Raw genomic sequence first — 13,193 nt, forward strand, 5'->3', positions numbered from 1 at the left:
CTGTTCAAAGCCTTGCGGATTACACGACCCATGCGTAACAACCAGCCGATTACTCAACGCGAGCGGACCTTCCCCGCCCAACAACGGTTGATCTCCACCACCAACGCCAAGGGTGTGATCACCTACTGCAACGATGCCTTCATCGAGATCAGCGGTTTCTCGCGCGAGGAGCTGACCGGCGCGCCGCACAACCTGGTGCGTCACCCCGACGTGCCGGCGGCGGTGTTCGCTCACATGTGGCAAACCCTCAAGCAAGGCTTGCCATGGATGGGCATCGTCAAGAACCGTTGCAAGTCGGGCGACCACTACTGGGTCAACGCCTATGTCACGCCGGTTTTCGACAACAACCAGGTGGTCGGTTTCGAATCGGTGCGGGTCAAGCCCAGCGCCGAGCAGATCCGCCGCGCCGAGGCGCTGTACCAGCGCATCAACCAGGGCAAGACCGCCATTCCGCGCCGCGACAAGTGGCTGCCGGTGCTGCAGGATTGGCTGCCGTTCATCCTGGTCAGCCAGGTCGGCTTCCTGATCGGCAACTGGCTGGGCCACTCCTGGGGCTTCGCCCTGGCCGCTGGCCTGTCGGTGCCGCTTGGCCTGATGGGGCTGGGCTGGCAGCAACGGGGCCTCAAGCGCCTGCTGCGCCTGGCCGAACAAACCACCTCCGACCCGCTGATCGCGCAGATGTACACCGACAGCCGGGGCGTCCAGGCTCGCCTGGAAATGGCCATGCTCAGCCAGGATGCACGCCTGAAGACCTGCCTGACCCGCCTGCAGGACAGCGCCGAACACCTCAGCGAGCAGGCACGCCAGTCCGATGAGCTGGCGCACAAGAGCTCATCGGGGCTCGAGCGCCAGCGCGTGGAAACCGAACAGGTCGCCACCGCCGTCAACCAGATGGCCGCCACCACCCAGGAGGTGGCCAACCACGTGCAGCGCACCGCCGATGCCACCCAGCAAGCCAACCGCCTGACCGCCCAGGGCCGGCAGATTGCCGGGGAAACCCGCGACGCCATCGAGCGCCTGTCCAGTGCCGTGGGCGAAACCGGCGCGACCGTGACCCAGCTGGCCAAGGACAGCGACGAAATCGGTGGCGTGGTCGACGTGATCAAAGGCATCGCCGACCAGACCAACCTGCTGGCGCTCAACGCCGCCATCGAAGCGGCGCGTGCCGGTGAAATGGGCCGCGGTTTTGCCGTGGTCGCCGACGAAGTGCGCCAGCTGGCCCAGCGTACCGCCGAGTCCACCGGGCAGATCCACGGCCTGATCGCCAAGCTGCAGCAAACCGCCAACAACGCGGTGCAGACCATGGAAAGCGGCCACCGTCAGGCCCAGGAAGGTGTCGAGCGGGTCATGCAAGCCGACCAGGCGCTGGTCGGCATCAGCGAGGCGGTGGCTAACATCACCGACATGGCCACGCAGATTGCCGCGGCCACCGAAGAGCAGACCGCCGTGGCGGACGAGATCAGCCGCAACATCAGCACCATCGCCACCCTGGCCGACGAAACCGCCGAACAGGCCCAGCACTCGGCGTTGCTCAGTGAAGCCTTGAGCAGCACGGCAGGCGGCCAGTACTCGCTGGTGGAGCGCTTCAACCGCTAAGCTCGCAGGGCCTCATCGCCGGCAAGCCGGCCCCCACAGGCACTGATAGCGCTGTGGGAGCCGGCTTGCCGGCGATGAGGCCCTCATGGGCTGCAACCGCCTACCACTCCAGCGTCAGGCGGCTTTCGAAGTAGCGCTCCTCGCCCGTCAACGGGTCGCTGAAGCGCAAGCTGTGCGCCAGCAGCTTCAGGGGCCGCTGGTAATCGTCGTGTTCCTCGAGCAGGTCGGGGTAGAACGGGTCATTGCAGATACCCGCCCCCAGGGCCGCCATGTGTACGCGCAACTGGTGGGTCTTGCCGGTGACCGGCGACAGGCCGTAGCGCCACAGCTCACCCTGCTTCTCCAGCACCTCGGCGTGGGTTTCGCTGTTATCTACCCCGTCCACTTCATGCATACGGAAAAACGGCTCGCCGTGCACCAGCCGGCTTTTGTGCACCAGCGGAAACGCGTGCTGGGGCATGGCGGCGGCGATGGCCTGGTAGCGCTTGTCGATACGCCGCTCCGGGAACAGCCGCTGATAGGCACTGCGAGTTTGCGGGTTGGCGGAGAACAGCACCAGCCCCGCGGTGTGCCGGTCGATGCGGTGCAACGGTACCAGGTGCGGGTTGTCCAGGCGGCGGATCAAGCGCCGGAGCAAGGTTTGTTCGACGTACTCGCCGGTCGGCGTGACGGGCAGGAAGTGCGGTTTGTCGGCCACCACCAGGTGCTCGTCGACGTGCAGGATGGCCTCCTCCACCGGGATCGGCCGCTCGTTGGCCACCTCACGAAAATAGTGCAGGCGCATGCCGCGCCGGTAAGGCAGGTCGGCAGCGACCGCCTGCCCCTGGGCGTCGAGCACCCGGCCACGGGCAAAACGGTCGAGCCACTGCTCACGGCCAATGGCCTTGAAGTGGTCGCACAGGCAATCGAGCACCGTGGCCCAGTTGCCAGGTGGCAGGCACACCGTGCTGGCTTGCTGGCGGGCAGGGTCGAAGGGGCTGGTCATGGCGAGACTCGAATCGATCAAAGCCGGGCATTATCCCCCAAGCCCGGCAACGCAACCAGCCTCGCCCTCGCTGCGCGCCTTCAGCCAGCGCAATACCTGCACGGGCTCCCAGCGGCCAGGGTCGTAGAGCGCATACAGCAAGCCCTCGTAACCCACCACGTCCAACCCCCGGTGATAGCCGGCACGCTGGAACAGCGCTTCGATCTCGGCGAAGCAGGTATTGAAATGGACCTTGCCGAACGGCGTGCGGTCCTCGGTGACCAGGCCTTCAAGGCGCATTTCCAGCACAGCTTCGGCCACCCGCTCTACCGGCATGCGGTTGACGCTGTACTTGAGTTGCTCGACGTTGAGCATGCATTCACCTCGATACTGTATTTATATACAGCATACGAACAAGCGCTTGCCGCCGTCAATGCGGCTTATTGCAGCCCCGGCAGGTAGCCCGTGCCTTTGCGGATGGTCAGCACCTGCCGGCGTGGCGCGGCCTGCGCCACCGACAGGTGCACCCAGCGGTCGAATTCGAGGATCAACTGGTCGAAGGCCACGGCGCTTTCGCTGACCTGGCGCACCACCTCGCGCGGGGTCATTCCCAATACCGTGAAGTCTGCCGCCAGCCCCTGTACATGCTGGCTGGTGGCCGCGCCGCCAACGCGCTTGTTGACAGCCACACTACGGTAGCCGCTGCTGACGACAATCGGCACACCGAACAGGGCGCGTACCTGTTCCAGTACGCTGCACAGCAACTGCAGGTTGGCGCGTGCCTCGGGTGGTGGGGTGTTGTCGAGCCCGTCCCTGGCTGCTAGCTGCGAAACGATCATTTCATCGAGGGTGAAATGAGGGGTGATGAACATGGCTGGATTCCTGACGACCTATGAATGATGCCGGCATCGGTGCGCCGGCACCCGATCATCACAGCGCAGCATTGATCATGGCGCAGGGATACCATTCCCCTGGGATTTCACTGCCCCAGAAACGCCACCACCTGTTCGCCATCGAACGGCCAGTGCAACTCGGCACCGGTATCGCTGCGCCGCAGCACCGGGATGGTCAGGCCATAACGCTCGAACAGTGCCTCGCTGTCGGCGATATCGACCAGCTCGACCAGCAAGCCATGTTCGACAAATGGCATCAGCACGGCTTCGGCCACTTCGCACAAGTGGCAGCCGACAGTGCCGAAGAGTTGGCATTCAGGCAGCATGGAGCAGGACTCGCTAGACAGGGGACAGACACCTATTCTAGGCCCGCCCTGCCCCTTGCGCACCCTGCCGAGGTCAATCCTGGCTGGTGGCGCCGATGCGGTGCAGCGACAAGTCGGCCCCCTGGAACTCCTGCTCGTGGCTCAGGCGCAGGCCATGCAGGCGGCGGATGAGGCCATACACGGCAAAACCGCCAACCAGTGCCACCAGCACCCCCGCCAGGCTGCCGATCAACTGGCTGGCCAGGCTGACCCCGCCCATGCCACCCAGGGCCACCTGGCCAAAGATGCCGCAGGCGATGCCGCCCCACAGCCCGCACAGCCCGTGCAGTGGCCAGACGCCCAGCACGTCGTCGATCTTCCAGCGGTTTTGCGCAGCAGTGAAGCTCCACACGAACAGCACCCCCGCCACCAGCCCGGTGGCCAGCGCACCGATCGGGTGCATCAGGTCGGAGCCTGCGCAGATCGCCACCAGCCCGGCCAGCGGCCCGTTGTGCAGGAAACCTGGGTCGTTGCGGCCAGCCAGCAAGGCCGCCAGGGTGCCGCCGACCATGGCCATCAGCGAGTTGATCGCCACCAGGCCGCTGACGCCCTGCAGGGTCTGGGCGCTCATCACGTTGAAGCCGAACCAGCCGATGATCAGGATCCAAGAGCCCAGGGCAAGGAACGGGATGCTCGACGGCGCAAAGGCCACCAGGCGGCCATCGCGGTAGCGCCCGCGCCGCGCGCCCAGCAGCAGCACGGCGGCCAGTGCCAGCCAGCCGCCCATGGCATGCACCACCACCGAGCCTGCAAAGTCATGGAACGTCGCACCGAAGCGCGCCTGCAGCCAGCCCTGGTTGCCCAGGTTGCCATTCCACACCACGCCTTCGAAGAAGGGGTAGATGAACGCCACGATCAATGCCGTTGCGCACAGCTGCGGGACGAAACGCGCGCGCTCGGCGATGCCGCCGGAGATGATCGCCGGGATCGCCGCCGCGAAGGTCAGCAGGAAGAAACACTTGACCAGGGCATAGCCGTGGTCGGCCGCCAGTTGCGCCGCCGGCTGGAAGAAGTTCACGCCGTAGGCGATCCAGTAGCCGATGAAGAAATACACCAAGGCCGAGATGGCGAAATCGCTGAGGATCTTCGACAAGGCATTGACCTGGTTCTTGTGGCGCACCGTGCCCACTTCGAGGAAGGCGAAGCCGGCATGCATGGCCAGCACCAGAATGGCGCCCATGAGGATGAACAGGGTGTTGGAACCGTGGACCAGGGAGTCCATCGCGCTGTGGGTGTTTTCCATGAAAGAGGCAGACCTGCTGAAAAGGCACCAGGACAGTTCAAGCGCCTGCATCCCTGCACCGAATCGGTGCCAGCTTCTCGCCCAGGTTTTCCGGCCCGGGCGAAGCCTGCAGGGTTTTTTCTTGGGTTTGTCGTGGATTGGGTTAAGGTTTATCGGTACGCGCCGGGCGCGCTCGCCCTGAATCGGCGCACAACTCCAGGCACTGCCCCGGGTTGTGGCAAACGCCATCGGGCAATGGCTTAGCAAGGCCTGTACCAGCGCCGCACTGAACCTTCGGCGCACCGGCAAACTCGAATGATCTACACACCACACAGGGAGAGAGCCCCATGGCCAGCAAATCGGCAAAGACTGCACAAGACATACTGATGGCTGACTTCCAGGCCTTGGTCCGTGATACCGAGAAACTGCTGGCTGACACCGCCAACCTGGCGGGCGACCAGGCCGACGAATTGCGCGGGCAGATTCACGACCGCCTGACCCAGGCCCGCGAGACCCTGCAGCTGACCCAGGAGTCGGTGAAAGAGCGCGGCGAAGCGGCGCTGGGTACGGCCGAGCAGTACGTTCAGGACAACCCCTGGCAGGCCATCGGCATCGCCGCCGGTGTCGGCCTGCTGATCGGCCTGCTGGCCAATCGGCGTTGAGGAGCCCCCATGGAGAATGACGCCATTGCCAGCGGCGCCTCGGGCAAGCGCCTGGGCGCGGCACTGCTGGGGCTGCTGCACAGCCATATCGAACTGTTCGGCATCGAGTTGCAGGAGCAGAAGGGCCGCACCCTGAGCCTGCTGCTGTTCGCGGGCCTGGCGCTGGTGTTCGCGCTGCTGCTGCTGACGGCGCTGTCGGGTCTGTTGCTGGTGCTGTTGTGGGACAGCTATCGCCTGGCCGGCATCGTCGGCCTGTGCGTGTTCTACGGCATCGCTGCGCTGTATTGCGCACTGCGGCTCAAGGCTGCGGTGTTCGACGAGTCGTCGCCCTTCGGTGCCACCCTCGAAGAGCTTGCCAAGGACCGGGAGCGCCTGCTGCCATGAGCCTGCCTGAACTGCCGAATACCCGTAACCCAAGGGAGCTGCGCAAGGCCCTATTACGCCTGCGCATGGAGATGCACCGCCAGGAGATCCGCCACGAATCCGGGCAGCTGCTGCAACCGTTGCAGCGCCTGCGCGGCATGGGCGGCTCGCTGCACGAAGGCCTGGGCATCAAGCACGCGCCGCTGTGGGGCATTGGCGCCGTGGTGGCGCTGGGCTTTCTGACCGGCAAGGGCGTGCGCAGCGGCAACCTGTCGCGCCTGGTGCGCTTGGGCAGCAGCCTGCTGCCGCTGGTACGCCTGTACCTGCAGGCAGGCCGGCGCCCCTGACCCTGTGCACCGCTGGCTGGCCAGCGGTGCCTGCCCACCCTTGCGCAGCCCTGCCTGACACAGGATGCTATGCCCTTCGATCGACAGGAGACCGCGCCTTGGACTGGCACACCCTGCTCACCCGCGAGCGCCTGGGCAAAGCCCTGTACAGCTCTGAAGAACTGGGGCGCAGCCCCTTCCACAAGGACCATGACCGGATCATCTTCTCAGGCGCGTTTCGCCGCCTGGGGCGCAAGACCCAGGTCCACCCCGTCACCAGCAATGACCACATTCATACCCGCCTGACCCACTCGCTGGAGGTCAGCTGCGTCGGCCGCTCGCTGGGCATGCGCGTGGGCGAAACCCTGCGCGACAGCCTGCCCGACTGGTGCGCGCCCAGCGACCTGGGCATGGTCGTGCAGTCCGCCTGCCTGGCCCACGACATCGGCAACCCGCCCTTCGGCCACTCTGGCGAAGATGCCATCCGCCACTGGTTCCAGCAGGCCGCCGGGCGTGGCTGGCTGGACGACATGAGCGACGACGAGCGCGGCGACTTCCTCAATTTCGAAGGCAATGCCCAGGGTTTTCGGGTACTGACGCAGCTTGAGTATCACCAGTTCGATGGCGGCACCCGGCTGACCTACGCCACCCTCGGCACCTACCTGAAGTACCCCTGGACGGCGCGCCACGCCGACGCCCTGGGCTACAAGAAGCACAAGTTCGGCTGCTACCAGAGCGAACTGCCGTTGCTCGAGCAGATCGCCCGCAAGCTGGGCCTGCCGCTTCTGGAAGAGCAACGTTGGGCGCGCCACCCGCTGGTGTACCTGATGGAGGCCGCGGACGACATCTGCTATGCCTTGATCGACCTGGAAGACGGCCTGGAGATGGAGCTGCTGCACTACGCCGAGGTCGAGGCGCTGCTGCTCGACCTGGTGGGTGACGACCTGCCGGAAACCTACCGCCAGCTCGGCCCGTCCGATTCGCGGCGGCGCAAGCTGGCGATTCTGCGTGGCAAGGCCATCGAACACCTGACCAACGCCGCAGCCCACGCCTTCGTCGAGCAGCAGCAGGCACTGCTGGCCGGGCAGTTGAGCGGCGACCTGGTCGAGCACATGCATGGCCCGGCCAAGCGTTGCGTGCTGCAGGCCAAGGACATGGCGCGCAACAAGATCTTCCAGGACAAACGCAAGACGCTGCACGAGATCGGCGCCTACACCACCCTGGAAATCCTGCTCAACACCTTCTGCGCCGCGGCCCTCGAACAACAAGGCGGGCGCACGCCCTCGTTCAAGAGCCGCCGGGTGCTCGACCTGCTCGGCAACAGTGCGCCCAACCCGCATGACTCGCTGTACAAGTCGTTCCTGCGCATGATCGATTTCATCGCCGGCATGACCGACAGCTATGCCAGTGAATTGGCGCGGGAAATGACTGGCCAATCGAGCCCGTCGTGAATTCCTGCGATGCCGCCTGGCGCCACTGCCAGGCGGTTTTGTAGGGCGCTTCCTACAATCGATGTTTAATCATTAAACACTGGCGAACCATTCACCGTTGCGGACATTGAAAACAGCCGGAACCAGGAATTGATTTATTACACTTCGTGGCGCAAGTTGCTTTGTGTTGTAGGCAATTTCCCATAACGCCGCATTCGCCTCTCCACGTGTCCCCGACAACTTTCAACTGCGTTAAGGTGCGCCCTGCCTTCGTCATCCGCCGCAGGGAACTTGCACATGTATTCCGTATTCATAGTCGATGATCACCCGGTCATTCGCCTGGCTGTCCGTATGTTGCTCGAAAACCAGAGCTACAAGATCGTCGGCGAATCCGACAATGGCGTAGATGCCATGCAGATGGTGCGCGAAACGCTGCCAGACCTGGTAATCCTCGACATCAGCATCCCCCGGCTGGACGGCCTTGAGGTGCTGTCACGCTTCCAGGCCATGGCCCTGCCCTCCAAGGTACTGGTACTTACCGCGCAATCACCGGCGCTGTTCGCCCTGCGTTGCATGCACTCAGGCGCCGCTGGCTATGTGTGCAAGCAGGAAGACCTGAGTGAATTGCTCAGTGCAATAAAAGCCGTACTTGCCGGCTACAATTATTTCCCCAGCCAGACCGTCAACAATGGCCCGCAATCAGCGCAAGCCGACCTCAAACTGTTCCGCCAGGTCAATGATGGCGAGTTGATGGTGCTGCAACTTTTTGCCCAGGGAAGAAGCAACAAGGAAATCGCCTCCGGCATGTTTCTGAGCAACAAGACCGTCAGTACCTACAAGAAACGCCTGATGCAGAAGCTTCAGGTCGACACCCTGGTCGACCTCATCGAAATGGCCAAACGCAACGCGCTGGTCTGAGGCAGACATGGCGCGATTTCTAGCCGTCCTGCTCGTTTGCCTGGCAGCTTGCGCAGGCTGGGCCCAGGCCTCGGAACAGGAGGCCATGCCTTACACCTTGCTCGCCCGCTCATCAGCGCCAGCGGTGCGGCTGCAGCCCACACCGGCGCAGCAGCAATGGCTGCAAGAGCGTCAACAACTGACCCTGGGCACCTCGGCGCCTGACTACCCTCCCTTCGACATCACCAGTGGTGGCCGCGACTACCAGGGCCTGACGGCCGAATACGCCGACCTGATCGGCAAGGCCTTGCAACTGCCGATCCAGGTCAAGCGCTATTCCAGCCGGCAGGCGGCAGTGGCGGCACTCAAACGCGGTGACATCGACCTGCTCGGCAGCGCCAATGGCTATGAAGCCGCCACCGATGGCCTGGCCCTTTCCCACCCCTATGCCATCGACCAGCCGGTGCTGGTCACCCGCGAGGACGAGCGGCGCGCGCTCGCCCCGGGCATGCACGGCATGCGCCTGGGCATGCTGTATCACTACCTGCCCACCCAGGACATCCTCGCCGCCTACCCCGAAGCCGAGCTGCTGGCTTTCGGTTCTTCCTCGCAAGCCTTGAATGCCGTTGCCTTCGGCCAGGCCGACGTGTTCATCGGCGATACCCTCTCCACCCATTACCAACTCAATCGCGGCCACCTGCCACGCTTGCGCATGGCCAGTTTCGGCGAGCACGAAAACGTCGGCTTCGGCTTCGCCATGCGGGCCGATGACAACCTGCTGATCGAGCTGGTGAATGCGGCCCTCGAGCATCAGCCAGGCAGCGTGCGCGCCAGCCTGCTCAAGCGCTGGAGCGCCGGCGGCGAGCTGCTGCTGAACAATCGCCATCTGCACCTCACGCCAGCCGAGGCGCACTGGTTGCAGGAGCACCCGATCATGCAGGTGGCCATCGACGAAACCGCAGCACCGCTGTCCTATTTCGACAGCAACGGGCATTTTCGCGGCATAACGGCCGACCTGCTGGAGTTGATTCGCCTGCGCACCGGCTTGCGTTTCGAGGTGCAGCGGGCCAATGGCATTGCCGACATGGTCGCCCGCCTTGAAGACGGGCGCGTCAACATGATCGCCGCCCTGGCGGTCGAGGGCGCGCGCGACCTGCGCCTGCAGATGAGCCGCCCCTACCTCGAAAGCCCCTACGTGCTGGTGACTCGGGCCGAGGACAACGAGTACGCCTCGCTCGAGCAGTTGCATGGGCGCCGTATCGCGATCACCCGCTACAGCGCCATGGCAGAGTTGCTGGCCAGCCGCTACCCGCAAATCGGCTGGATCGAGACGGACAGCCCGTTCTATTCCATGGCCTTGCTCAGCAGTGACGCCGTCGATGGCGTGATCACCACGCTGGTCGACGCCAACCATGCCCTGGCCGGCAATGCCGACCTGGCCATCCGCCGCACCGTGGGCAGCGAGCCGGCCACCTTCGCCATGGCCACCGCCGCCCAGGCCACGGCGCTCGCGTCGATCCTGGACAAAGCCTTACTGAGCATCTCGCCGGAAGAGTTAGGCGGCATCAACAACCGTTGGCGCGACTTCAGCCGGCATGACGACGGCAGCTGGGCGCCGTTTCGCCGCCTGGCCCTGCAAGTGCTGCTGGGCACCGGCCTGCTGCTGTTGCTGGCGCTGATCTGGAATGCCCACCTGCGGCTGCAGATCCGCCAGCGCAAACATGCCGAACGCGCGCTCGGCGACCAGCTGGAGTTCATGGGCGCCCTGCTCAACGGCACGCCCCACCCCATGTACGTGCGAGACCGCGACGGTTGCCTGCAAAGCTGCAACGCCAGTTACCTGGAGGCGGTGCAGGCGGACCTCGACCAGGTGCTGGGCAAGCGCCTGGAAGACAGCCTGTTCGCTGCCACCGAGCAAACCCGGCAGATCCAGGCCGACTACCTGCAGGTGATGGCCGCCGGCGTGCCGTTGGTGGTCGACCGCCCCTTGCGGCTCAAGGACCAGGAAATCACCATCTACCACTGGATCCTGCCGTACCGCGATTCGCTGGGCGAAGTACGCGGCATCATCGGCGGCTGGATCGACATCAGCGAACGCCGCAAGCTGGTGCAGGAACTGCGCGAGGCCAAGCAGCAGGCCGAAGAAGCCAACCGAGCCAAGAGCACCTTCCTGGCCACCATCAGCCACGAGATCCGCACGCCGATGAATGCCGTGATCGGCATGCTCGAGCTGGCGGTCAAGCGTGCCAACCATGGCCAGGTCGACCGCACTTCGCTGGAGGTCGCCCACCATTCGGCGAAGGACCTGCTCGGCCTGATCGGCGATATCCTCGACATCGTGCGGATCGAGTCCGGGCACCTGACCCTGGCGCCGGAGCCGGTCGATGTGGCGGCACTGGTCGAGTCGGTGGGCCGCATCTTCGAAGGCCAGGCGCGGCTCAAGGGGTTGGCCCTGGAAGTCATCATCAACCCCAGCGCCCGCTGCCATGCGTTGCTCGACCCGCTGCGCTTCAAGCAGATCCTCTCCAACCTGGTCAGCAATGCCATCAAGTTCACCGAACATGGCCATGTGCGCCTGTGCCTGAACCTGCGCGAAGCAGGCCCAAGGTCGGCCCCGAGCCTGGCGCTGGAGGTACGCGACAGCGGCATCGGCATTCATGACGACGACCTGCAGCGCCTGTTCAACCCCTTCGTCCAGGTCAACCCGCACAGCCAGGGTGCCCGCACAGGCACCGGGCTGGGCCTGGCCATCTGCCGCAGCCTGTGCGAAATGATGGGCGGCAGGCTGAGCATCAAGAGCCTGCCGGATTTCGGCACCCAGGTGCGCATGACCCTGCCACTGCAGCCTGCCACTACGCCGCCCTTGCCTGCGCCGATCGAAGACGAGGTCGACACCCCCGACCCCCGCCTGAACGTGCTGGTGGTCGACGACCACCCGGCCAACCTGCTGCTGATGGCCCAGCAGCTGGGCTATCTGGGCCTTCGCCAAACCACCGCCAGCGGCGGCCGCGAAGGCCTGGATACCTGGCGCAATGGGCAGTTCGATGTGCTGGTGCTGGACTGCAACATGCCGCACATGAACGGCTACCAGCTGGCCGCTGCCATTCGCGCCGAAGAACGCCGCAGCAAGCGGCCACCCTGCGTCATCCTCGGCTATACCGCCAACGCCCAGCCGGAAGTCAGGCAGAAATGCCTGAGCGCCGGCATGGACGACTGCCTGCTCAAGCCCATCAGCCTGCGGACACTCAGCCAGCGCCTGGCGGTGATTGCCCGGCACGGGCAAGCGGCGCCATTCGACTTGCAAGGCCTGCGCAGCATCGTCGGCGACAACCCAAGCGAACGCGACCGCCTGCTCACAGCCCTGCACCAGAGCCTGCAACAGGACCTGGCCGAACTGATGAGCCTTGACCCCGACACCCAGGCCCTCGAGCTGGGCGAGCAGGCACACAAGATCCTCAGCGCGGCGCGGATGCTGGAAGCCAAGGGCATGATGCTGGCCTGCGAGGCCATGGGCGAGGAGGCGTTGCCGGTGCCACAGCTGAGGCTGCGTCGGCAGGTATTGGCACGGCACATGCGCCGTGTGGAGAAAGCCCTGGCCAGGGAACTGGCCAGGGCTTGATCGAACGCCGCCCGTGCGGGCGGGCGCTCAAGCGTGCATCAGGAAGCCGGGTTGATCGGCTTTTCCGGATACCAGGCGTCCAGCAGCGGGCTGACTTCGATGCTAGTCAGTTCGCTGCGGCCCTTGAGCCAGGCTTCGACGGCAGCGCGCTGTTCTTCGCTGACCGAGCCACGCTTGGCCGAGCACACCAGGCCGAAATCATCGCCGCCGACATAGTCCAGGCCATTGGCATCCATGGCTTCTGCGAGGAAGGCGTCGAGGAAGGCATCGATGGCTTCGTCAGACAGGTCTTCCTTGAAACCCAGGTTCAGTTCGAAACCCAGCTCCTGGAATTCATCCACGCACAGTTTCTTGCGCAGACGACGGGAACGGTTGGTAGCCATGAAACAATCCTCTTGAGTAATTACGCGCGGCACTTTAACAGTTTCCGCAGGGCAACGGCGCTTTTCCGTCGAACGTGGCGCATCAGCGCTGCGCTTGGGGCATAATGCGCACTATATTTCGTTCTGGGGTCATCACTTCTTACAGCCCCAATCTCCTTTTCCCTCGTGCGCAGGGTATTAATCTCTTATGATCAAAACGCTTCGTCCCTTCGTTCTCGCCGGCCTGCTGCTGCCGTTCGCACTGCCCAGCCAGGCGGCAACCGTCAATACCACCCTGCCACCCAAAGTGCAGCAGGCGCTCAAGGCCAACAAGCTGCAGGACAACGCACTGTCTCTGGTGATGCTGCCGCTGAACGGCCCCGGCACGGCGACCGTGTTCAACGCCGATGTGTCGGTGAACCCGGCGTCGACCATGAAACTGGTCACCACCTACGCCGCGCTCGAGCTGCTTGGCCCGACCTTCCAGTGGAAAA

At 64.5% G+C, this 13,193-nt stretch carries 14 protein-coding genes; 8 read left to right on the forward strand and 6 right to left on the reverse strand.

The window, feature by feature from the left end; translation table 11 throughout:
- The first annotated feature begins 30 nt into the window (after positions 1-30).
- A complete protein-coding gene (locus B3E94_RS07540; RefSeq protein WP_286912944.1) occupies positions 31-1,596 on the forward strand; it encodes a methyl-accepting chemotaxis protein in 1,566 nt (521 codons plus the stop codon).
- Positions 1,597-1,696: 100 nt separating this feature from the next.
- Here B3E94_RS07540 and B3E94_RS07545 read toward each other — a convergent pair whose 3' ends face one another.
- From B3E94_RS07545 to B3E94_RS07565, 5 genes are all read right to left on the reverse strand, one after another.
- On the reverse strand, positions 1,697-2,581 hold the full coding sequence (locus B3E94_RS07545) for a pseudouridine synthase (RefSeq protein ID WP_286912946.1): 885 nt from the start codon (positions 2,579-2,581) through the stop codon (positions 1,697-1,699).
- Positions 2,582-2,611: 30 nt separating this feature from the next.
- The gene (locus B3E94_RS07550) at positions 2,612-2,935 is read right to left on the reverse strand and encodes a transcriptional regulator (RefSeq protein WP_176517735.1); all 324 of its coding nucleotides are present in this window, start codon (positions 2,933-2,935) and stop codon (positions 2,612-2,614) included.
- A gap of 65 nt (positions 2,936-3,000) precedes the next feature.
- A complete protein-coding gene (locus tag B3E94_RS07555) occupies positions 3,001-3,432 on the reverse strand; it encodes a D-Ala-D-Ala carboxypeptidase family metallohydrolase (RefSeq protein WP_176517736.1) in 432 nt (143 codons plus the stop codon).
- Between the two features lie 107 nt (positions 3,433-3,539).
- The gene (locus B3E94_RS07560; protein ID WP_176517737.1) at positions 3,540-3,779 is read right to left on the reverse strand and encodes a glutaredoxin family protein; all 240 of its coding nucleotides are present in this window, start codon (positions 3,777-3,779) and stop codon (positions 3,540-3,542) included.
- 73 nt (positions 3,780-3,852) lie between these two features.
- On the reverse strand, positions 3,853-5,061 hold the full coding sequence (locus B3E94_RS07565; protein ID WP_286912948.1) for an ammonium transporter: 1,209 nt from the start codon (positions 5,059-5,061) through the stop codon (positions 3,853-3,855).
- A 326-nt stretch (positions 5,062-5,387) separates the two neighbouring features.
- Here B3E94_RS07565 and B3E94_RS07570 point away from each other — a divergent pair, with 326 nt between their 5' ends.
- The 6 genes from B3E94_RS07570 to B3E94_RS07595 all read left to right on the forward strand — a co-directional run bounded on the left by B3E94_RS07570 (position 5,388) and on the right by B3E94_RS07595 (position 12,337).
- Positions 5,388-5,702 (forward strand): DUF883 family protein, encoded by a 315-nt coding sequence (locus B3E94_RS07570; protein WP_176517739.1) that lies wholly within the window; start codon positions 5,388-5,390, stop codon positions 5,700-5,702.
- Positions 5,703-5,711: 9 nt separating this feature from the next.
- Positions 5,712-6,086, forward strand: coding sequence for a phage holin family protein (locus B3E94_RS07575; protein WP_176517740.1), 375 nt, complete (start codon positions 5,712-5,714; stop codon positions 6,084-6,086).
- Entirely contained in the window at positions 6,083-6,412 is a 330-nt protein-coding gene (locus B3E94_RS07580) for a hypothetical protein (RefSeq protein WP_176517741.1), read from the forward strand. Before B3E94_RS07575 ends, B3E94_RS07580 begins: the two co-directional genes overlap by 4 nt.
- Before the next feature lie 98 nt (positions 6,413-6,510).
- A complete protein-coding gene (locus B3E94_RS07585) occupies positions 6,511-7,842 on the forward strand; it encodes a deoxyguanosinetriphosphate triphosphohydrolase (protein ID WP_286912949.1) in 1,332 nt (443 codons plus the stop codon).
- A gap of 276 nt (positions 7,843-8,118) precedes the next feature.
- The gene (locus tag B3E94_RS07590; RefSeq protein ID WP_286912950.1) at positions 8,119-8,739 is read left to right on the forward strand and encodes a response regulator transcription factor; all 621 of its coding nucleotides are present in this window, start codon (positions 8,119-8,121) and stop codon (positions 8,737-8,739) included.
- 7 nt (positions 8,740-8,746) lie between these two features.
- Positions 8,747-12,337, forward strand: a complete 3,591-nt coding sequence (locus B3E94_RS07595) for a transporter substrate-binding domain-containing protein (protein ID WP_286912951.1) — start codon at positions 8,747-8,749, stop codon at positions 12,335-12,337.
- Positions 12,338-12,375: 38 nt separating this feature from the next.
- Here B3E94_RS07595 and B3E94_RS07600 read toward each other — a convergent pair whose 3' ends face one another.
- Positions 12,376-12,720, reverse strand: coding sequence for a YggL family protein (locus B3E94_RS07600; protein ID WP_176517745.1), 345 nt, complete (start codon positions 12,718-12,720; stop codon positions 12,376-12,378).
- 187 nt (positions 12,721-12,907) lie between these two features.
- Between B3E94_RS07600 and B3E94_RS07605 the strand changes: the two genes are divergently transcribed.
- Positions 12,908-13,193, forward strand: a 286-nt coding sequence (locus tag B3E94_RS07605; RefSeq protein WP_286912952.1) for a D-alanyl-D-alanine carboxypeptidase, incomplete at its 3' end; no start/stop codon positions are given.

The sequence above is a fragment of the Pseudomonas sp. UBA6315 genome (genome assembly GCF_002438125.1).
Taxonomy (GTDB): Bacteria; Pseudomonadota; Gammaproteobacteria; order Pseudomonadales; family Pseudomonadaceae; genus Aquipseudomonas; species Aquipseudomonas faucium.